The organism is Primorskyibacter flagellatus (assembly GCF_048268605.1).
Lineage (GTDB): Bacteria > Pseudomonadota > Alphaproteobacteria > Rhodobacterales > Rhodobacteraceae > Primorskyibacter > Primorskyibacter flagellatus.
In genome coordinates this window covers 74,149-92,414 of sequence record NZ_JBLWVF010000005.1, presented here as the reverse complement: position 1 = coordinate 92,414, position 18,266 = coordinate 74,149, and the positions used below count along the sequence as shown (strand labels likewise).

The window sequence follows — 18,266 nt, the reverse complement described above, 5'->3', positions numbered from 1 at the left end:
TGCCGAAATATAGCGCTTGGCACGTTGGACTGCACCAAATCTGCTACAGAGCCAATTTTGCATGCCGATTCACACACAGCTATGAAGATCACAGTTCTTGGAACAGGCCTGATGGGTGGGCCAATGGCGCGGCGTTTGGCGAAAGAGCACAACGTCACAGTCTAGAACCGCACGGCGGCCAAAGCGGATGCCTTGGCGGATGTTTGCACCGTCGCCAACACTCCCGAACAGGCCGTCGCAGGGGCGCAGGTCGTTGTCTTGATGCTGAAGGACGGCGCGGCGGTGCGCGAGGTTCTGACCGATGCGCTTTTCACAGGCGTGGGGGAGGGTGGATTGATTATCAATATGGTGTCAATTGGACCTGAGATTGACCGTGCCATGGGCCTTAGTGCGAACCGCCACGGTCTGTCCTATCTGGATGCGCCGGTGTCGGGTGGTGTTGCGGGGGCGCAGGGGGGCACTCTGGCCATTCTGGTGGGCGGAGCGCAGGCTGATTATAATCGCGCGGCACCTGTGTTTGCCCCCATGGGGCGGGCCACGTTGCTGGGCGCTGTCGGGGCCGGACAGGTGGCAAAGTTGGCGAACCAGTTGATCGTGGCAACCACCATTGGCGCGGTCGCTGAAGCTTTCCGGCTGGCGCAATCAGGCGGCTGTGATCCGGCGGCGCTGCGGCAGGCGCTGATGGGGGGCTTTGCCGATAGCCGTATTCTTGACCTGCACGGCGCGCGCATGGTCAAGGGGAACCTTACCCCTGGCGGGCGGTCTGTCGCGTAATTGAAAGATCTGGACAACGCGATGGCCTTGGCAACGGAGGCCGGATTGTCCCTGCCGTTGTCCGAAACAGTAACGGCAGGTTTCCGCGATTTTGTAGAAGTACATAAAGGCGGCGAGAAAGATCACGCCGCCTACTATGAATGGCTCGCCCTTAAGAAAAAGTAATCTGGGCTTTCATAGCTTTGGTGCGATCCAGCGCCAGTTCGAACCCTGACACGGCATCATCAATCGACACCGTATGCGTGATCAGGGGTTTTACGTCGATCAGGCCCTTTTGCATCAGGCTGACGCCAGTGTGGAATTCGTCGTGGAACCGGAACGAGCCCTTTAGCGACAGCTCTTTCGCGGTGATTGCCATCATCGGCAGGGACATGTCGCCGCCAAGGCCAAGCTGCATGATCGTCCCGCCGGGCCGCATGGCGTGGATGCCTGCGGTCAGGGCCGGCACGGCGCCCGTGCATTCATACAGCACATCGAAGGTGCCTTTGTCGGGGGTGAATTTGTCGAGGCCATCGGGCGTCGTTGCCATGTTGATGACCTCGTCCGCGCCAGCATTGCGGGCCATCTCGAGGGTGAAGTCCGACAGATCGGTTGCCACGATGAAATCAGCCCCCGCACGCCGCGCGCACATGATCGACAGGATGCCAATGGGGCCACAGCCTGTCACCAGAACGGATTTGCCCACAAGGTTTCCGGCCCGCCGTGTCGCATGCAGGGTCACGGCCAGTGGCTCGGCAATCGCGGCCTCGCCCGAGGTGATCCCGTCGGCCACCGCGCATTGGCTGGCGGTGACGTTCAACACTTGGCGAAACGCGCCCTGGATATGGGGCATTGGCATCGCAGAGCCATAGAACCGCATGTTCAGACATTGGTTCTGCTGGCCTTCAAGACAGAACTTGCAGCTGTTGCACGGGCGCGAGGGCGATACGGCCACCAACTGTCCGACCTGTAGCGTGTCAACGCCGTCGCCCAATGCGGTGACGTGGCCCGCCACCTCATGACCCAAAATCATCGGCTCGCGCAGTTTGATCGCGCCAAAACCGCCGTGGTTGTAATAGTGCAGGTCCGTGCCGCAGATGCCGCCCGTGGCCATGGTGATCTGGACCTCTCCGGCTTGCGGCGGGGTCACATCACGGTCTTCGATCCGCAGGTCCTTTGGTGCGTGAATAACAAGGGCCCTCATCCTAGTTCACCTTCGTCAAAAGCGGTTTGCCAGCGAATTGCGCCGCGAGGTTGTCATAGACCAGTTTGCCCATCGCCTTGCGGGTTTCATAGGTGCCGGATGCGTGGTGCGGCTGCACCATCACGTTGTCCAACGCCAAGAAACGCGGGTCCAGCGCCGGTTCGCCCTCGAACACGTCCAAGGCCGCAGCGCCGACGGTTTTCGCCTCAAGCGCGTCGAGCAAAGCGGCCTCGTCAATGTTGCCTGCGCGAGAGATATTGATGACCATGCCGTCAGGGCCAAGCGCATCCAGCACGTCTTTGTCGACGATGTGGCGGGTCTCGACAGATGCGGCGAGGGTGACGAACAGGAAATCCGCATGTTCGGCAAGTGCCACCGGATCTTGGATAAAGGTCCAGTCGGGCGCGTAGTCTTTGGCGCTGACATCGCTGTAGGCGATATCAAGATCGAACCCTGCCAGACGCTTGGCAACCTCGAACCCTATCCGGCCCAAACCAAGGACACCGACTTTCTTACCCCAGACGCGGGACTGCAACGGGTAAAGGCCCTTGGCCTCCCACGAGCCGTCACGGACCCACTGCGATGCACCAATCATGCCACGCGACTGCGCCAGCATCATCGCAACGCCAAGGTCGGCCACATCATCGGTCAACACGTCCGGCGTGTTGGTCACGGCAATGCCGCGCGCTGTGCAGGCTGCCACATCCACTGCGTCATAGCCGACACCGTAAACAGAGACGACCTCGAGATTCGGGCAGGCATCCAGCATCGCTTGTGTCGTGCCAAGTTCGCCCCGTGTGGCGATCCCCTTGATGCTCGGGCCGACATTCGCGAGGAAGGCGTCTTTGTCGTCTGCCTCGAAGTACTTGTGCATATTAAATGCTGCATCCAGTGGATCCTGATCCCATTCGGGGTAGTATCCAACCTGAAGAATGTCCGGCTTTGTCATCGTAGGCTCCTGCACTTTAGCAACGTTGTTATCGATAACATATGCGAAGGGAAGGGAGGCGTCCAGACGTAAGTTGCAAATTCACATCTTGCATTGACATGGTTTGTTATCGATAACATAGCGCGAGAAATCTTTAATCATTCCACCCATCGAGGAGCCCGCGCTATGAGCCTGAATTTATTTGATCTTACAGAAAAACGTGCCCTGCTCACCGGATCGTCGCAGGGTATCGGCTTTGCGCTGGCGCGTGGTTTGGCCGCGGCGGGCGCATCGGTTATCATCAATGGACGCGACGAAGCAAAGGCGCAGGCGGCGGCGGAAACCCTGAAAGGCGAGGGCGCGACGGTCGATGTGTTGTGCTTTGACGCCACTGACCACAAAGGCGTGCGCGCGGCAGTCGACGGTTTCGAAGAGGCGCACGGCCCCATCGATATCCTTGTGAACAATGCGGGCATGCAGCACCGCAAGGCGCTGGAAGATTTTCCGGCGGATGCTTTCGAGCGCTTGCTGCAAACCAACATCGCCTCTGTCTTCCACGTGGGGCAGGCCTGTGCGCGTCACATGATCGGGCGCGGCAAGGGCAAGATTGTGAACATCGCCAGCGTACAAACCGCTTTGGCGCGTCCCGGCATTGCGCCCTACACGGCCACCAAAGGTGCGGTTGCCAACCTGACCAAAGGCATGGCGACCGATTGGGCGCAGCACGGATTGCAGTGTAACGCCTTGGCGCCGGGCTACTTTGACACGCCTTTGAACGAGGCTTTGGTCAATGATCCCGAGTTTTCCGCATGGCTGGCGAAACGCACGCCCGCCGGACGCTGGGGCAATGTCGAAGAGCTGGTCGGGACCTGTATTTTCTTGACTTCGGATGCGTCTTCGTTCGTGAACGGCGCAACGATCTTTGTGGATGGCGGCATCACCGCGTCGCTATGATGGATCGCTTTGTGGTCATGAGCGTGTCGGGCTGTGGTAAGTCATCCATTGGCGCGGCCTTTGCAGCGCAGATCGGCGCGCGCTTTGTGGATGCCGATGATCTGCATCCACAAAGCAACATCGCAAAGATGGCAGCTGGTAATGCGCTGACAGATGATGATCGCAGGCCTTGGCTGGAAATCGTCGAGCGCAGTTTTGCGCAGGCGGAGGGGCCTTTGGTCATCGCGTGTTCTGCGCTCAAACGCAGTTACCGCGATATCATTCGTGAGACGGCGGCGGCTCCGGTTGCGCATTTGCATCTGGATGGCGCGCGCGATGTTATCGCGCAACGTATGGCGGCGGGGCAGGACCACATTATGCCCACCACATTGCTGGACAGCCAGTTCGCAGCGCTGGAACCGCTGGGAACTGATGAGGTGGGAACACGCGTTGATATTGATCAGGTGCCAGACGCGAGTGTGGCCGAATTGGTCGCACATTTTAGGGAGGACAGGACATGACACAGAAGGTTGCATTGATTGGCGTAGGCGCCATGGGCGGGGCCTTTGGCCAGCGGCTGGCGCAGACGGGAAATCAGCTTATGGTATTCGATCTGGACGCTGAAAAAGTCGCCGAATTGGTCGGATACGGCGCAATTGCGGCCACCTCCGCCGCCGAGGCGGCAGCGCAAAGCGATTACATTATCACCAGCCTGAATGCCCCGCACACCGTTGATCTGGCGGTCTTTGGCGAGGGCGGCGTGGCCGAGGGCGCAAAGCCTGGAACCTTGATCATTGATATGTCGACCATCGATCCCGAAGCGACAAAAGACCTGGCGGCGCGCGCGGCTGAAAAAGGCCTGCGCTGGGTGGACAGCCCGCTGTCCGGCGGCGGGCCAAGGCCCTGACGGGAGAGCTGACATTGATGGCAGGCGGCGAGGCCGACGATGTCGCGGATGCGCACAACGTCTTGCAATATGTCGCGACCAATTACACGCACATGGGGCCGGTTGGCGCGGGCCAGACGACCAAACTGATCCATCAGGTTTTGTGCGGTTTGAATTTCCTCGCCGTGGCAGAGGCCACGCAACTGGCGCAAGATGCCGGCGTTGATGCCGCGAAAATCCCTACGGCGCTGAAGGGCGGGCGTGCGGACAGCGCGATCCTGCAAGAATACATGCCACGCTATGTCGCCAAGGATTGCCGCCGCACGGGGCGCATCGACAACATGGTCAAAGATTTGAACGGCGCGCAGGATCTGGCGCGGCGCACCAACACTGCCATGCCGATGACAGCCATCTGCGCCGAGGTCCGCCGTCTGCTGACCGCCGCAGGGCTGGGCGGTGAAGACCAAGCCGCATTGATGGAGTATTTCGCGGGACCAGAGGATTTGCCGGATTAATCGCCGGATGTGCCGTGTTCGATGTCACAATTCACGCCAATTAATGTGCAGTTGCGCGCACATGTTTAAATCTGCAAGAGTGGTAACGATCACAACCAAGGACGAAGAATGAAGCGCAGCCCCACAATGAAAGACGTTGCTCGGGCAGCGGGAGTCTCCGTCATGACCGTTAGTCGCGCCTTCAAGGAAGACGCGTCTGTCGGCAAGGACACGCGGGAAAAGATTCAGCGCACGGCTGACAAACTGGGCTACGTCTTCGATTCGGCAGCCGCAAACTTGCGCACCCAGCGCAGCGATTTCATCGCGGTCACTATACCGTCCCTGAACAACGCGAACTTTGCGGCGACCGTTGTGGCGCTGACCGGCAAACTGAGCCAGGAAGGCTATCAAGTTCTGCTGGGTCACTCGAACTACGATATGAAGCGCGAAGAAGAACTGATCGCGCAATTCCTGCGCCGCCGCCCCGAGGCCATCATCGTCACAGGCGGGTGCCACACCGACCGTGCCCGCGCGATGTTGTCGGGGGCAGGGGTTCCGGTTATTGAAACATGGGACAACCCGCCCGATCCGATTGGTCACGTGGTGGGCTTTTCCAACGCCGATACCATGCAATTGCTGGTTGATCACCTTGTCGCGCAAGGGCGCACACGCATCGCCTTTATGGGCGGCGATTCTGAAAGTGACAGCCGCGGACAAGACCGCCGTGGCGGATTCCGTGCCGCGATGCAGGGGCATGGGTTGCAGGCAAACCGGTTGGTTGGATCGGGCGCACCGCAAGATCCGATGGGCAAGGGTGTTGTCGCTATGGGCACCTTGCTGGATCAGTTCCCCGATACGGACGCTGTGATCTGCGTATCCGATCTGGTTGGATTCGGTGCCCTGTCTGAATGTCAGCGGCGCGGCATCAAAGTGCCCGATCAGATCGCGCTTGCCGGATTCGGGGCCTATGACATCTCGGAGGTCTGCGTGCCGGCGATGACGACGATTGACCCCAAACCGCTTGAAATCGGCGAAGGCACCGCAGACTTGGTGCTGGAGTTGTTGAAGTCCCCGGAATCGGCCCGCAACAGAATGATTACGCCTGTCCTGAAGCCCGCCCAATCCACGTTGACCTAGCCACTGCCGCCCGCGATAGGCTCAAAACGATACGTCTAAATGGGTCCGATCCGGTTGCTGCGTTCAGCCTGTCCCAACCTAAGGAGCGGCACATCAAAAGCCCGCGAAATTGAGTGCCAAAATACTGCGAAAAGTGTTACCAGTCTAAACCTGTTCAAGTTCTACGAAGTGCAGGACTACCTGAGCATCACCCAGCACGCCTACGCCCCGCTGGCGCTGAACAGCGACACTGTGATGGTCTAAGCGAAGACGAACAGGCGATCATCCTTGAAGTTGCCGCCGAAGCGGTCGCCATGCAGCGTGAGCTAAGCATCGAGAAAGAAGACGAAATGATCGCAGCGCTTGAAGCAGTCGGCATGACAGTCAACCGCGACGTCGACGGCGCGGCCTTCCAAGTGGCAGTGAAGCCTGTTTGGGAAGCCTTCATCGAAGCGTAAGCATCCGGCGTAGGCCGCGGCGAGGTCATCGTGCGTGCTCAGCGTCCATCTCGATGAGTTCTCGCAGGTTTTCGACACCGAACGGAGTGAAGGCGATGACGCGTTCGTCGCCGGGGCCGTAGACCCAGATCACGCCATCTTCGGTTTCCATGTCGATGGCGAGATCGAAGATCCGATCAACGGTTTCTCCGAGTTCAGCAGCGACGCGGTCGATCGTCTTGACGGAATACACCTTGTTCAGCTGCATGGTCACGCCGCCTCGGCGAGGGACAGGGCTTTCCAGTTCCAGGGCAGAAGTTCATGCACGCGCGAGACGGGCATGTCGGGCAGCCGGGTGAAAACATCTGCCAGCCAGGCCTGCGGGTCGATGTCGTTCATTTTAGCGGTGACGATGAGGGTATACATGGCGGCGGCACGGTGCCCGCCGCGCTCGGAGCCAACAAAAAGCCATGACTTTCGGCCCATAGCCACGCCACGCAGAGCGCGTTCGGCCGCATTATTCGTCAGGCAGATGCGGCCGTCATCGAGGAATGCCGTGAAGGCCGGCCAACGGCCGTCTTTTTCGAACATATAGTTGATCGCTTTGGCCACTTTGTTGTGCCTGGACAGTTTTGCGCGCTCTTCCTGCAGCCAATCATGGAGATTATCTACCAAGGGACGGGCGAGTTCCTGACGGGCGGCAAGCCGGGCATCGGCATCCAGCCCTTTGATTATGCGCTCGATGTCGAAGATGGCGTCGATCCGTTTCACCGCTTCTAGGGCAACCGGCGAGATCTGATGGGCGGGCTTGCCCTTGCGCACGTTGCCCGCGATGTCGGCCAGTTCGAAGAACTTCCGGCGCGCATGTGCCCAGCATAGCGCACTGGTCACTGGCCCTGCGTCACGGTCAGCGCGGTAAAGATCGTTGTATCCGCCATATGCGTCCGCTTGCAGCACGCCTTGCCACCCGGCCAGGTGATGATTGGGATTGGTTGCCGAACGGTCGCGAGAGAAGCGGAAGAACGCGGCCGGTGGCGCGCCACCATTCCAGGGCTGGTCATCACGGACATAAGTCCAAAGCCGAGCCTTCTTCGCACCGCCCCGCGCCAGAAGCGGCACTGTCGTGTCGTCGCCGTGCAGGCGATGAGCGGCGCGTACGTGGTTCTCGATCAGGGCATGGATCGGCTGTAACGCGACAGTCGCGTGCCCGACCAGGTCAGCCAGGGTCGACAAGCTCAGTTCTACACCTTCACGGGCGAAGCGTTCGGCCTGCCGGTTCAGCGGCTGGTGCTGCCCGTATTTCTCGAAGATAAGCATGGCGATCAAGCTGGGCCCGGCCCAACCACGCGGGATCGCATGGAACGGGGCCGGCGGCTGGCTGATCTTCTCGCAGGTCCGGCAGGTGAACTTCTCGCGCACAGTCTGGATCACCCTCCACTGACGGGGGATCACCTCCAGAGTCTCGGTGATGTCCTCGCCCATCTTCACGATCCGGTCGGAGCCACAGCAGGTGCAGGCGGCCGGTGCTTCGACGACAACCCGCTCGCGCGGCAGGTGGTCGGGGAACGGCTGGCGCACCGGATGGCGACGCGTGAAGGCGCGCACCGTGCTGGCTTTCTCGGTCGCTTGTTCTGCGGCCAGTGCATCCTCGGTTGCTGCCGCTTCCAGCTCTTCAAGCTGCAATTCCAGCTGATCGACCAACCGCGCGCGCCGTTCTGACGAGATACCGTATTTGTCACGGCGCAGTTTGGCGATCTCGAGCTTGAGCTCCTGAATCATCGCCTCAGAGCAGGAGACAACTGCGCGGGTCTGTGCCAGCTCGCTTTCCGCAACATCTGCACGGGCCTCTGCGGCGGCCAGGGCAGCGCGCAATTTGGCGAGTTCGGAGGCGGCGTCAGACATGGCGGATGTCTATCACTCACGCTCATGAAGAACCAATAAAAAGAGGCCTTTCAGTGCGATTTATCCAGCCTTTGCAGGGCGTTGCGTCCAGCGCGGGTTGCGCCAGTCAATGCCCTCCAGAAGATAGCCCAACTGCGCCGCCGAGATCTGCACCGCGTCGCCCGACCGGCTCACCGGCCAGATGAACTTGCCTGCCTCCAGGCGCTTCAGATAGAGCGACATGCCGACGCCATCATGCCAAAGAATTTTCACCAGATCGCCCTTGCGGCCTCGGAAGCAGAAGATCTCGCCCGCATGGGGATCGCGGCCGAGCCCTTCCTGCACTTGTAGCGCCAGCGTGTTCATGCCCCGCCTCATGTCGGTGACGCCGCCCGCAATCCAAACTTTCACGCCAGCCGGAAACGCGATCATTACCCGTCCACCACTGACAAGATCCGAGCAAGCGCTTCGAGCTCCACGTCCACCGGCACGATGACCCGGCGCCCGTTCGGGAGGGCTATTTCAACCTGACAATCCAAACGCGGACAGGGATCAACCGGATTTGCCTGCGGTGCAGGAGTTTCCTTCGTAATGGTCACCGGCGCGAACGATACAGGGCGAGAAGACCCAAGCTCACCGTTTCGATACTGCCGCCGCCAGGTGGTCAGTAGCGACCGGCAAATGCCATGCCGCCGCGCAGTGGCTGACGCCTGGCGGTGGCCGATGAAGCTTTCCTCCACAATGCGCAGTTTGTCATCATCCGACCAATACCGACGGCGTTCACCGTCAGCGGCGGAAAGAACTTCGATTTGAGGGCGGTTGAAAAAGTTGGACATAAGGTCGGACTTACCATCGGATCGATCCCAAGATCAGACGGCCGCCCCCGGAGGCTTACATCGAAGCCAACGGCGATGAGCTGGTGAACGCGATCCTTGAAGCGTCCAACTAAGTCGCTAAAATTCAGAATGGGCCTCGACCGGCTAGTTCGGCCCCCTTTCTTTTGTACGGCTCCATCTTGAGACCATCGCGCACTTCTATTCGGCAGAATGTGCCTAAAGTCGGCCCACACCAAAGCCCTCAGGTTAAAGCGAAGGGTGGCAATGTCATGTCGGGGAAGACGCTGCACAGCTTTATGCAGCAAGGCACTGATCTATTGCGTCATTTGCCGCGACAGGTCGATCAGGCATTTTTGCACCGCCAGCGTTGCCTCGCTAAGCGGGAGTTGCGCGGACCAGCAGACAGCCATGTTGCTGCGCATGTTCGGCCGACGGATCGGGGAAATCTTCGCCTCTGGCACGCGTCGCTGTACAGCTTTTGCCGCCGACAGCGGCAGGATCGTGTCCGCTAAACCCTCACTCAATGCGCTGGACAGGACCGAAATGGATTCAGTTTGAGCGACGATCTGGGCCGTTGTTCCAGTGCGCGCCAACGATGTGTCGATGACCTGACGCAGGGTGTGGATCTTGCTGGGCAGAATTAGGCGACGGGCAACAGCGTCTGCAAAGGCGATGTCATCAGTGTGATCGAAGTCCTCGGACGTGGTGACAAGGTGGAGTTCCTCAGTAGAGATTTTTTCAAAAGCAAGGCTCGGAATTGCGCCGGGATAGAAGATCAGTGCGACATCCATTTTGCCGGTCATAATCAGCTCGCTCATGGCACCGCCGCCGACGTTTTCGTTGATATACAGCATGATCCCCGGATAATCGGCGCGCAACTTTTCGATCAGCTGTGCGGCGAGCAGCGAGCCCAACCCAAGGGGGGCAAGGCCCACTCGGACGGTTCCACGTATGTCTTCGGAGGCGGCCTGGATATCCAGTTCGACCTCTTCCATCTGCCGCAAGATCAGCTGTGCATGACGATACAGCACCTTACCCGCTTCAGTGGGCACGACGCCGCGTTTCGAGCGCACCAGCAAGGGCTTGCCGTAGTGCGATTCAAGGCCGGCAACCTGCTGGCTCAACGCAGGTTGAGCAATGTGCAGGATGGCAGAGGCGCGGGTGATGCTGCCGATGTCGATGATTTTGACGAAGGAATGTAGTTTTCGAATGTCCATGCGGCTTTATTAAACCCTCCATAGCGAATAAGCCACGCCCCAAATTCGGACTGAACCCAACGTAGTGGATGTCGGCTGAAGCATAGGATTCTGCGATCACGTCAGAACGAACCTGTGTTTCCGCAATTCTGACAGGCATCCTAGCATGTCAGAGGTACGAACAAGAAATAACGGGCTTCACTGTAAGCCGGCCTCGGATATCCAGAGGTCAAACACATCGGGAGAATTGCATGTCTGTCTTTAAATCGTTCATTCTGGGAACAGCCACAGCCGTCGCCACTGTCGGGGCTGCTGCCGCTGAAACGAACCTACGCCTGTCGGACGTTCTGCCCGAAGGTAACTTCATGGTCGAAAACGCCCGCACCTTTGCCGATGCTGTGGCCGAGGCCACAGACGGCGAAGTCACGATCACCGTGAATGCCGCAGGCTCGCTTGGGTTCAAAGGCCCCGATCAACTGGGTGCCGTCCGTGACGGTTTAGTTGATATGGCCGACATCAACATCAGCCAGCAGGTTGGCAGCAACCCGCTGTTCGGTGCCGAAGGTGTGCCGTTCCTTGTAAACTCTATGGACGATCTGAAAGCCTACCACGCCTTCCTGCGCCCCGAAATCGAAGAGCTGTTCGAGCAGAACAACCAGAAGCTGCTCTATATGGTGCCGTCCCCCGCGCAGTATGTTTACCTAAATGAAATGGTTGAAAATATTGATGACTTTGAAGGCATTCCGGTGCGCGGTGCCGACAAAAACACAGTCGACATCATCAGCAGCATCGGCATGGACGGCGTTGTGATGCCATGGGGCGAATTGCTGCCGGCTTTGGCCTCTGGCCGTGTCGAAGGCGTTGCGACCTCTGCGACATCCGGTGTCGACGGTCGGTTCTGGGAATTCCTCGATTACATCTACGCGACAAACCACACATGGGGCTCCAACGCCGTAACGATCAACATGGATGTCTGGAACAGCATCTCTGAAGAGGACCGTGCCGCGATCGAAGAAGTTGCCGCCGATCTGGAGCCTGATTTCTGGGAGGTCTCCCGCGCCGCTGATGTGGCAAGTGTGACCACAATGGAAGCCGAAGGCATGACCCTCGTGCCGCTGTCGGACGAGCTGATGTCCGAGATCGGCGAACGCGCGACAACCGTGCAGGACGCCTTCTTTGAGCGCGTGCCAGCCGCCTTGCCGATTGCCGAGGCTTATCTTCAGTCCCGCACCAATGACTAAGGCGCAAAACACCACTCACGAAACAGCGGCGGCCCACGGGCCGTCGCTTCGCGGTCCGGTTGCGGCCCTGCAACGGGCTGCCGATGTGGTTTCATTGCTCGGGGCGTGGATCGCAGGCCTGTGCATTGTGGCGCTGACGCTTTTGGTGCTGATCGACATCCTGCTGGCCTTCTTCAGCCAATATCTGAGTTTTGTGCCGTCAGGCACGGGCGTTGGGTGGGAATACAGTGCCTATCTGATGGGGGCTGCTTTTCTACTCGGGGCGGGCATGACTCTGCGCGCCGGATTACAGTTGCGGGTTGAACTGGTGATGTCGTCGCAGCGGCGCATTCTGGTGCGCGTGCTTGAGGTTTTCTCGGCCGCGTTGGGGTCTGCCGTGAGCGTCGCCATGGCCTTCTGGCTGTTCGACTTTACCCTGCGCACCTACGGCTACGGCGAGGTGTCGCAAGAAAGCTTTACACCGCTGTGGATACCGCAAGCCGTGCTGACGCTGGGCGCGGCCGTTCTGGCCTTCCAGATGGTGGCCCGTCTTGTCAGCGCTCTGGCCGGACACACACTCGATAATCCAACGCTTGGTACTGCCAGCGCCATCGAATAACGCGCCTCAACAGGTCAAAAGAATTAAGGACATTTTTCATGGGAGCGATCGTTTCCAGCCTGTTCGGGCTGCTTTTCGGAACTTTGGCGGCGGGCGCCTGGATCGGCATTGCACTGCTGACAACGGCCATCGGTCTGACGGTTATGTTTACGCATATCCCGATCGACAAGCTGTTCCCGCAGTATGTTTTCAACATCCTGACAACGCCTGATCTGGTCGCTTTGCCGTTGTTCATCCTGATGGGGGAATTTCTGTTCCGCACCAAAATTTCACAAGCACTGTTCACCGGCCTTGCCCCGTGGGCGGGTCTGCTGCCAGGTCGTTTGCTTCATGTGAACATTGTTGGCTGTTCGATCTTTGCGGCAATTTCAGGGTCCTCGGCGGCGACCACGCAGGTGGTGGGCCGCATGACATTGAAAGAGCTCTTGTCGCGGGGCTACTCGCCCGAGCTTGCGATCGGCGGTCTTGCAGGCGCTGGCACGCTGGGCTTTCTGATCCCGCCGTCGACGGTGATGATCATGTATGGCGTGCTTGCCAATGAATCTGTGCTGCGCCTGTTCACCGCCGGGTTCCTGCCCGGTTTGCTGCTGGCCGCCAGCTTTGGCACCTACATCATGATCCGCAGCGCGATGAAGCCTGAGCTAATCCCCGAAAGCGAGCGGGCGCTGCGCCATATGCCTCTGCGCGAACGGTTTGCGGCCCTGCGCGATCTGGCGCCTGCGTTGTTCCTGATCCTGTGTGTTCTGGGGTCGATGTATGGCGGTCTGGCCACCCCGTCAGAGGCCGCGGCCCTTGGTGTGCTTGGGGCGTTTCTTGTTTCGTTGCACCAGCGGTGTCTGTCGCTGAAGGTGTTGCGCGATGTGGTGCTGGGCGCGGTGCAGACCTGTTCGGTGATGGGCATCATCATTCTGGGCGCGTCGGTTCTGGGCAATGTCACGACAACCCTTGGCATCCCTGCGGCTGTCGCTGATTTTGTGACCTCGCTGGACCTTGCGCCGATTGTACTGATCCTTGCACTCATCGGCCTCTATCTTGTGCTTGGCACAGCATTGGAAGGCTTTTCGATGATCGCGACGACGCTGCCCGTGGTTCTGCCATTGGTCGAGGCGGCAGGCTTTGACAAAGTCTGGTTCGGTATCTTCATGGTGCTGGTCGTTGAAATGGCGCAGATCACACCGCCAGTGGCGTTCAACTTTGCGGTGATCCAGAATATCACCGGACGCAGCACCGGCTATATCGCACGGGTGACGTTCCCGTTCCTGCTGATCATGATCCTGTTCGTGATCCTGCTGGCGGTCTTCCCGCAGATCGTGACCATCATGCCCGACCTGTTGTTGGGCTAGGTGAGGGGGGCAACCCCCTTCCACCGCGAGACATTAAAAAGCCCGAACCGGATGGACCGGTTCGGGCTTCTTTTATTGAGTATCCGCCCCACGCAAAACGTGGGGCGTTAGTCTTTTAAAGGTCGGTGGTCAGGCCTTTGGCCTTCAGCACAGGCTCCAGCCCGCACAGGTCAATCACCGTGCGACCGGCTTTGTATTTCGCGATCAGATCCGTTTCGATATCTTCGCGCTCTTGTGACAGGCGGGCCACTTCGGCGGCGGCCTCTTTGCGCACAACAACCAGACCGTCGGCATCACCACACAGCACATCACCAGGGTGGACCAATTCGCCACCGATGACGATATCAACACCGGTCTGTCCCAGCGTTTCCTTAACCGTGCCCTTGATGCAAACGCTCAGCGAGAACACGGGCAGGCCCAGTTCGATCAACATCTGCGTGTCGCGCACGCCCGTGTCCACGATCACACCGGCGATGCCCTTGGCAACGCAGGCATTGCCCAGCACGTCCCCGAAACAACCGGCGTCCTCGTATTCGCCTGCGGACATGATGATAACGTCGCCCTCTTGGGCGTATTCAATAGCAAGCTGCAACATCAGGTTGTCGCGTGGGGCGCCGAGAACCGTAAAGGCGGGCCCGCAAATTTTCATATCGCGGTCGACTGGTTTCAGGCGGGGGCTAAGCGCGCCCAAACGGCCTTGGGCTTCGTGGACGGTCGCGCTGCCGAATTTGGCAAGGGCGGCCACGTCTTCGGGCTTGGCCCGTTCGAATTTGGTGATGATATTAGGCAATTTATCTATGCTCCTTTGGCATCTCTGGCGGGCCCGGTGCCCGGATGCGCGCAGGATATCAAATCGGTCAGTCGGCGGATAACATCGGTTGGGTCTGGCATGATCACAGATTGATATGCACCTGAGGGCGGGTCATTTCAAACCGCTCTGACATCATTAGTCCGGACCAATGCTAACCTCGACCCAACACAGTCGATCCCATCAAAAGGAACCGGTTCGCAGATGTCGATAACAGTCGAATCCTTGATATCCTCCATGGAATGGGCAGCGCGTAATGATTTGAATGAATACACTTATGTCGAGACCGGCCACCGGATCACGCTGCAGCGCGATGTGCCTGCGGTGCAGGGCGCGGTTGCCGCGATTGATCCGGTCGCGGCTCACGCGCTCGATTTGGAAGAGACGGCTGGTCTAGTGACGATTTCGGCCCCTCTTGGCGGGATCTGCCATCTCGCGGAAGCGCCCGATGCAGCCCCCTTCGTCACCGTTGGGGCGCAGGTCACCAAAGGCCAAACCGTCTGCGTGATTGAGGCCATGAAGGTGATGTCGGCCATTGTCGCAGATCAGGACGGCACCGTGGCTAAAATTTGTATCGAAGACGGCGCCTCGGTCGAGGCGGACGCAACGCTTTTGAAGGTGCAACCATGAGTGACCATTCCCCTGTGCAAACCGTGTTCGTTGCCAACCGTGGTGAAATCGCACTGCGGATCATTCGCGCCTGTCGCAGGCTGGGCCTGCGCGTGGTCTGCGGTTTTTCCGAAGCGGACCGCGGCGCGCCCTATCTGGATCTGGCTGATGACGCGATCTGTATCGGCCCTGCTGCGGCTGCCAAAAGCTATCTCAATATCCCTGCGGTTATTCAGGCAGCACAGCTACTGGACGCCGATTTTGTGCATCCCGGTTACGGGTTCCTGTCCGAAAACGCTGCCTTTGCAGAGGCTGTGGCCAAAGCGGGCATGGTTTTGATCGGCCCGAACGCAGACGTCATGCGCCGCATGGGCGACAAGGTGCAGGCCAAGGCCGCGATGATCGCCGCCGGTGTGCCCTGTGTACCCGGCCCTGACAACACTCTTCCCAAAGACCCCGAGGCCGTCAAAGCCATCGCCGAAGAAATCGGGTATCCCGTGATCCTGAAGGCCGCCGGTGGCGGTGGCGGGCGCGGCATGCGGATTGTGCGCGCAGCCGAGGAGCTGGCCGAGGCCAGCATGCTGACCGCACAAGAGGCCGCGCGGTTCTTCGGCAACCCCGACATCTACATGGAAAAGTTCCTGCAAAAGCCGCGTCATGTGGAGATCCAGATTATCGCAGACGCCCACGGACAGGCAATCTGGCTGGGGGATCGCGATTGCTCGATGCAGCGGCGGCACCAGAAACTGATCGAAGAGGCTCCGGCACCAGGAATTGACCGCGCGCTGATCGCCGAAGTGGGCGAACGCTGCGCCGCGTCGTGCCGCGAGATCGGCTATGTCGGCGCTGGCACGTTTGAGTTTTTGTATGAGGATGGCCAGTTCTATTTCATTGAGATGAACACCCGAATTCAAGTGGAACATCCCGTGACCGAACTGGTGACGGGGCTGGACATCGTGGCCCTGCAAATCGACATGGCGCGCGGCGGGAAACTGCCTGTGACGCAGGACCAGATCACCACAACGGGCCATGCGATTGAATGCCGGATTAACGCCGAAGACCCTGACACCTTCGCCCCCAGCCCCGGACGGGTGACCGCGCTGCATGTGCCCGGGGGACCGGGGGTGCGTGTCGACACCCACATGGTCGCAGGGGCCGAGGTGTCGGCGCATTACGATTCCATGATCGCCAAGGTCATCACCTATGGCGCAACCCGTGACGAGGCTTTGGCGCGGGCGCAGACCGCGCTGGCGGAACTGCGCATTGAGGGCGTGAAATCCAACGCGCCATTGCACAGCGCCCTTTTGGCCGAAGACGGGTTTGTCGCGGGCGGCATCTCGATCCACCATTTCGAACAGTGGCTTTCCAAAAAGGAGACTGCAGATGCCTGAAGCAGGTCTTTTCCCCATCGGCAGCCGCTCTTTTATCTATCAGGCCGATTGCCCCTTTGATCTGGATCACCAGCGGCGGTTCTGGGCCTTGGCGGATGCGGCGAGTGCCCGTGATGACGTGGCCGAAGCGGTGCCTGGTATGACCAATCTGACGTTGCGTTTTGATCGCGTACCGACCGATCTGGACGATCTAAAGCGTGAGCTGGATGCCCTTTGGGCCGAAGGGCGTCAGAAAGACCTGACCGACAAAATCCTCGAGATTGAGATCGTCTATGGCGGGGCAGGCGGGCCGCATTTGCAAGACGTTTGCGATTTGACTGGCCTCAGCGTGGACGAGGTCGTGCGCCGCCACACGGCGCCCGATTACACCGTTTTCGCCGTCGGCAGCCACGCTGGATACTGCTACCTTGGCGGGCTTGATCCGCGGCTTGAAACACCGCGCCGCAAGGTGCCGTTGCAAAGCCTGCCAGGCGGGTCGCTGTCGGTTGCGGGCTTGCAGACGGGGATTTCGGCGTCGGCGGGGCCAAGTGGGTGGAACACCGTGGCCTCTGCGGACGTGAGCTTTTTCGACCCTTTCAAAGAACCCGCTGCTTTGCTGGAACCGGGTGATGCTATCCGGTTCATCCCTACGGAGGTGATCGCATGATTGAGGTTGTGTCGATACCGCCATTGGCCACGGTGCAAGATTTGGGCCGCGTCGGTCATTGGCAGCAGGGCCTTGGCCGCGCAGGCGCGATGGACCTGCTTGCGTTGCGGGTGGCGAACCTGCTGCTGGGAAATGGCGAAAGCGCGGCTGCGCTGGAAATTCCGCTGACGCCTGCACGGTTTATCTTTGCGCAGGATACAGTGTTTTCGCTGGTCGGCGCGGCTTGCGGCGCAACGCTGGACGGCGTGGTCCTGCCGCGCTGTTGGGCGGGGTCAGCAAAAGCCGGACAGGAATTGTCCCTTGGTGCCATGCGGGACGGGGCGCGGGTCTATCTTAGCCTTCCCGGCGGCATCGATGTGCCTGAGGTTCTGGGATCGCGCAGCACCCAGTTGCGCGAAGGGTTCGGCGGCTTTGAAGGCCGTGTGCTTGCGGCTGGCGACTGCCTAAGTGGTGCGACCCCCTGCGCCCGCATGTCCCCGATCAGCTACGCGCTGCCTGTGCTGCGCGAAGACGGGACGGCAGACATCATTTTGCGGGTCCTTCCCTCAAGCGAAACGCTAGAGTTCTCGGAGGCGTCGATTAATGCCTTCTTCGGCCAGCCTTACTCGGTCACCCCAGCCAGCAACCGTCAGGGCTTCCGTCTGGAGGGGCCCGAATTGCACCGCGAGGCACAGGGCGAGTTGCGCTCCCACGGGATTGCGCCGGGCATCGTTCAGGTCCCCAGTGGCGGGCAGCCGATCATCCAGCTTGCCGATTCCGCGACCATGGGCGGCTATCCCAAAATTGCCTGCGTGATCGAGCCGGACTTGTGGCGTATCGCACAGGCGCGGCCGGGCGATACTTTGCGTTTTGTCTGCATAGATATGAAGCAAACGCGCGACGCTGAAACCGCAGATATCGCGATGTTGGACGAAGCGCGCCGCGCCATCACCAAAACCCGCCACCTACAGAAAACGTGGAATTAAG

22 protein-coding genes and 2 pseudogenes are annotated in these 18,266 nt (G+C 59.8%); 16 read left to right on the top strand and 8 right to left on the bottom strand.

The annotated features are described in order from the left end of the window. Window positions 1-177: 177 nt before the first annotated feature. From ACN0WV_RS08055 to ACN0WV_RS08045, 3 genes and pseudogenes are all read left to right on the top strand, one after another. A pseudogene (locus tag ACN0WV_RS08055) lies at window positions 178-528 on the top strand (NAD(P)-binding domain-containing protein); the annotation flags it as partial. Further along, window positions 526-774 (top strand): NAD-binding protein, encoded by a 249-nt coding sequence (locus tag ACN0WV_RS08050; protein ID WP_417605102.1) that lies wholly within the window; start codon window positions 526-528, stop codon window positions 772-774. The pseudogene ACN0WV_RS08055 and the gene ACN0WV_RS08050, both read left to right, overlap by 3 nt. Continuing rightward, the gene (locus tag ACN0WV_RS08045; RefSeq protein WP_417604916.1) at window positions 775-939 is read left to right on the top strand and encodes a hypothetical protein; all 165 of its coding nucleotides are present in this window, start codon (window positions 775-777) and stop codon (window positions 937-939) included. Here ACN0WV_RS08045 and ACN0WV_RS08040 read toward each other — a convergent pair. Together ACN0WV_RS08040 and ACN0WV_RS08035 are read right to left on the bottom strand one after the other, a co-directional pair. Next, window positions 926-1,957 carry an L-idonate 5-dehydrogenase gene (locus ACN0WV_RS08040; RefSeq protein WP_417604914.1) on the bottom strand — a complete coding sequence of 344 codons (1,032 nt, stop codon included), beginning with the start codon at window positions 1,955-1,957 and terminating at the stop codon, window positions 926-928. The two genes, ACN0WV_RS08045 and ACN0WV_RS08040, sit on opposite strands and share 14 nt — an antisense overlap. A gap of 1 nt (window position 1,958) precedes the next feature. Continuing rightward, window positions 1,959-2,906 (bottom strand): 2-hydroxyacid dehydrogenase, encoded by a 948-nt coding sequence (locus ACN0WV_RS08035; RefSeq protein WP_417604912.1) that lies wholly within the window; start codon window positions 2,904-2,906, stop codon window positions 1,959-1,961. 165 nt (window positions 2,907-3,071) lie between these two features. On the opposite strand from ACN0WV_RS08035, the gene ACN0WV_RS08030 reads away from it, so the two are divergent. From ACN0WV_RS08030 to ACN0WV_RS08005, 6 genes and pseudogenes are all read left to right on the top strand, one after another. Further along, on the top strand, window positions 3,072-3,839 hold the full coding sequence (locus ACN0WV_RS08030; RefSeq protein ID WP_417604910.1) for an SDR family oxidoreductase: 768 nt from the start codon (window positions 3,072-3,074) through the stop codon (window positions 3,837-3,839). Beyond that, a complete protein-coding gene (locus ACN0WV_RS08025) occupies window positions 3,836-4,339 on the top strand; it encodes a gluconokinase (protein ID WP_417604909.1) in 504 nt (167 codons plus the stop codon). The genes ACN0WV_RS08030 and ACN0WV_RS08025 overlap by 4 nt, the downstream gene beginning before the upstream one ends. Continuing rightward, window positions 4,336-4,763, top strand: a pseudogene (locus ACN0WV_RS08020) (NAD(P)-dependent oxidoreductase); the annotation flags it as partial. The gene ACN0WV_RS08025 and the pseudogene ACN0WV_RS08020, both read left to right, overlap by 4 nt. Continuing rightward, complete coding sequence (locus tag ACN0WV_RS08015; RefSeq protein ID WP_417605100.1) at window positions 4,743-5,219, top strand: NAD(P)-dependent oxidoreductase; 477 nt, start codon at window positions 4,743-4,745, stop codon at window positions 5,217-5,219. The pseudogene ACN0WV_RS08020 and the gene ACN0WV_RS08015, both read left to right, overlap by 21 nt. A gap of 108 nt (window positions 5,220-5,327) precedes the next feature. Then, window positions 5,328-6,335, top strand: coding sequence for a LacI family DNA-binding transcriptional regulator (locus ACN0WV_RS08010; protein ID WP_417604907.1), 1,008 nt, complete (start codon window positions 5,328-5,330; stop codon window positions 6,333-6,335). Window positions 6,336-6,448: 113 nt separating this feature from the next. Beyond that, window positions 6,449-6,772, top strand: a complete 324-nt coding sequence (locus ACN0WV_RS08005) for a type 2 periplasmic-binding domain-containing protein (RefSeq protein WP_417604905.1) — start codon at window positions 6,449-6,451, stop codon at window positions 6,770-6,772. Window positions 6,773-6,797: 25 nt separating this feature from the next. Here ACN0WV_RS08005 and ACN0WV_RS08000 read toward each other — a convergent pair whose 3' ends face one another. From ACN0WV_RS08000 to ACN0WV_RS07980, 5 genes are all read right to left on the bottom strand, one after another. After that, a complete protein-coding gene (locus tag ACN0WV_RS08000; RefSeq protein WP_417604903.1) occupies window positions 6,798-7,019 on the bottom strand; it encodes a hypothetical protein in 222 nt (73 codons plus the stop codon). A gap of 2 nt (window positions 7,020-7,021) precedes the next feature. Beyond that, window positions 7,022-8,653 (bottom strand): IS66 family transposase, encoded by a 1,632-nt coding sequence (gene tnpC, locus ACN0WV_RS07995; RefSeq protein WP_417604901.1) that lies wholly within the window; start codon window positions 8,651-8,653, stop codon window positions 7,022-7,024. Between the two features lie 60 nt (window positions 8,654-8,713). Continuing rightward, window positions 8,714-9,064, bottom strand: a complete 351-nt coding sequence (gene tnpB / locus ACN0WV_RS07990) for an IS66 family insertion sequence element accessory protein TnpB (protein ID WP_224557963.1) — start codon at window positions 9,062-9,064, stop codon at window positions 8,714-8,716. Continuing rightward, the gene (gene tnpA / locus ACN0WV_RS07985; RefSeq protein ID WP_417604898.1) at window positions 9,064-9,468 is read right to left on the bottom strand and encodes an IS66-like element accessory protein TnpA; all 405 of its coding nucleotides are present in this window, start codon (window positions 9,466-9,468) and stop codon (window positions 9,064-9,066) included. The genes tnpB and tnpA overlap by 1 nt, the downstream gene beginning before the upstream one ends. Before the next feature lie 314 nt (window positions 9,469-9,782). Beyond that, window positions 9,783-10,685, bottom strand: a complete 903-nt coding sequence (locus tag ACN0WV_RS07980; RefSeq protein ID WP_417604897.1) for a LysR substrate-binding domain-containing protein — start codon at window positions 10,683-10,685, stop codon at window positions 9,783-9,785. Window positions 10,686-10,915: 230 nt separating this feature from the next. Between ACN0WV_RS07980 and ACN0WV_RS07975 the strand changes: the two genes are divergently transcribed. From ACN0WV_RS07975 to ACN0WV_RS07965, 3 genes are read left to right on the top strand one after another with little or no spacing between them, the layout of a single operon-like run. Beyond that, a complete protein-coding gene (locus ACN0WV_RS07975; protein ID WP_417604895.1) occupies window positions 10,916-11,905 on the top strand; it encodes a TRAP transporter substrate-binding protein in 990 nt (329 codons plus the stop codon). Continuing rightward, window positions 11,898-12,503, top strand: coding sequence for a TRAP transporter small permease subunit (locus ACN0WV_RS07970; protein WP_417604893.1), 606 nt, complete (start codon window positions 11,898-11,900; stop codon window positions 12,501-12,503). The genes ACN0WV_RS07975 and ACN0WV_RS07970 overlap by 8 nt, the downstream gene beginning before the upstream one ends. Window positions 12,504-12,541: 38 nt before the next feature. Then, window positions 12,542-13,846 (top strand): TRAP transporter large permease, encoded by a 1,305-nt coding sequence (locus ACN0WV_RS07965; protein ID WP_417604892.1) that lies wholly within the window; start codon window positions 12,542-12,544, stop codon window positions 13,844-13,846. 115 nt (window positions 13,847-13,961) lie between these two features. Here the strand turns inward: ACN0WV_RS07965 and ACN0WV_RS07960 are convergent, their stop codons facing one another. Continuing rightward, window positions 13,962-14,636 (bottom strand): 4-carboxy-4-hydroxy-2-oxoadipate aldolase/oxaloacetate decarboxylase, encoded by a 675-nt coding sequence (locus ACN0WV_RS07960; protein ID WP_417604890.1) that lies wholly within the window; start codon window positions 14,634-14,636, stop codon window positions 13,962-13,964. 222 nt (window positions 14,637-14,858) lie between these two features. Here ACN0WV_RS07960 and ACN0WV_RS07955 point away from each other — a divergent pair, with 222 nt between their 5' ends. From ACN0WV_RS07955 to ACN0WV_RS07940, 4 genes are read left to right on the top strand one after another with little or no spacing between them, the layout of a single operon-like run. After that, the gene (locus tag ACN0WV_RS07955) at window positions 14,859-15,284 is read left to right on the top strand and encodes an acetyl-CoA carboxylase biotin carboxyl carrier protein (RefSeq protein WP_417604889.1); all 426 of its coding nucleotides are present in this window, start codon (window positions 14,859-14,861) and stop codon (window positions 15,282-15,284) included. Beyond that, entirely contained in the window at window positions 15,281-16,654 is a 1,374-nt protein-coding gene (gene accC / locus ACN0WV_RS07950) for an acetyl-CoA carboxylase biotin carboxylase subunit (protein ID WP_417604888.1), read from the top strand. Before ACN0WV_RS07955 ends, accC begins: the two co-directional genes overlap by 4 nt. Continuing rightward, entirely contained in the window at window positions 16,647-17,300 is a 654-nt protein-coding gene (gene pxpB, locus ACN0WV_RS07945) for a 5-oxoprolinase subunit PxpB (protein ID WP_417604887.1), read from the top strand. Before accC ends, pxpB begins: the two co-directional genes overlap by 8 nt. Beyond that, window positions 17,297-18,265 (top strand): 5-oxoprolinase subunit C family protein, encoded by a 969-nt coding sequence (locus ACN0WV_RS07940; RefSeq protein WP_417604886.1) that lies wholly within the window; start codon window positions 17,297-17,299, stop codon window positions 18,263-18,265. The genes pxpB and ACN0WV_RS07940 overlap by 4 nt, the downstream gene beginning before the upstream one ends. The last annotated feature ends 1 nt before the right edge of the window (window position 18,266 follow it).

What these genes read in the sequence shown, in the direction of transcription:
- ACN0WV_RS08050 (WP_417605102.1), top strand. Translation starts at nt 526, where the DNA reads ATGGGGCGGGCCACGTTGCTGGGCGCTGTCGGGGCCGGACAGGTGGCA.
- ACN0WV_RS08040 (WP_417604914.1), bottom strand. Translation starts at nt 1,957, where the DNA reads ATGAGGGCCCTTGTTATTCACGCACCAAAGGACCTGCGGATCGAAGAC.
- ACN0WV_RS08035 (WP_417604912.1), bottom strand. Translation starts at nt 2,906, where the DNA reads ATGACAAAGCCGGACATTCTTCAGGTTGGATACTACCCCGAATGGGAT.
- ACN0WV_RS08030 (WP_417604910.1), top strand. Translation starts at nt 3,072, where the DNA reads ATGAGCCTGAATTTATTTGATCTTACAGAAAAACGTGCCCTGCTCACC.
- ACN0WV_RS08025 (WP_417604909.1), top strand. Translation starts at nt 3,836, where the DNA reads ATGATGGATCGCTTTGTGGTCATGAGCGTGTCGGGCTGTGGTAAGTCA.
- ACN0WV_RS08015 (WP_417605100.1), top strand. Translation starts at nt 4,743, where the DNA reads ATGGCAGGCGGCGAGGCCGACGATGTCGCGGATGCGCACAACGTCTTG.
- ACN0WV_RS08010 (WP_417604907.1), top strand. Translation starts at nt 5,328, where the DNA reads ATGAAGCGCAGCCCCACAATGAAAGACGTTGCTCGGGCAGCGGGAGTC.
- ACN0WV_RS08000 (WP_417604903.1), bottom strand. Translation starts at nt 7,019, where the DNA reads ATGCAGCTGAACAAGGTGTATTCCGTCAAGACGATCGACCGCGTCGCT.
- tnpC (WP_417604901.1), bottom strand. Translation starts at nt 8,653, where the DNA reads ATGTCTGACGCCGCCTCCGAACTCGCCAAATTGCGCGCTGCCCTGGCC.
- tnpB (WP_224557963.1), bottom strand. Translation starts at nt 9,064, where the DNA reads ATGATCGCGTTTCCGGCTGGCGTGAAAGTTTGGATTGCGGGCGGCGTC.
- tnpA (WP_417604898.1), bottom strand. Translation starts at nt 9,468, where the DNA reads ATGTCCAACTTTTTCAACCGCCCTCAAATCGAAGTTCTTTCCGCCGCT.
- ACN0WV_RS07980 (WP_417604897.1), bottom strand. Translation starts at nt 10,685, where the DNA reads ATGGACATTCGAAAACTACATTCCTTCGTCAAAATCATCGACATCGGC.
- ACN0WV_RS07975 (WP_417604895.1), top strand. Translation starts at nt 10,916, where the DNA reads ATGTCTGTCTTTAAATCGTTCATTCTGGGAACAGCCACAGCCGTCGCC.
- ACN0WV_RS07970 (WP_417604893.1), top strand. Translation starts at nt 11,898, where the DNA reads ATGACTAAGGCGCAAAACACCACTCACGAAACAGCGGCGGCCCACGGG.
- ACN0WV_RS07965 (WP_417604892.1), top strand. Translation starts at nt 12,542, where the DNA reads ATGGGAGCGATCGTTTCCAGCCTGTTCGGGCTGCTTTTCGGAACTTTG.
- ACN0WV_RS07955 (WP_417604889.1), top strand. Translation starts at nt 14,859, where the DNA reads ATGTCGATAACAGTCGAATCCTTGATATCCTCCATGGAATGGGCAGCG.
- accC (WP_417604888.1), top strand. Translation starts at nt 15,281, where the DNA reads ATGAGTGACCATTCCCCTGTGCAAACCGTGTTCGTTGCCAACCGTGGT.
- pxpB (WP_417604887.1), top strand. Translation starts at nt 16,647, where the DNA reads ATGCCTGAAGCAGGTCTTTTCCCCATCGGCAGCCGCTCTTTTATCTAT.
- ACN0WV_RS07940 (WP_417604886.1), top strand. Translation starts at nt 17,297, where the DNA reads ATGATTGAGGTTGTGTCGATACCGCCATTGGCCACGGTGCAAGATTTG.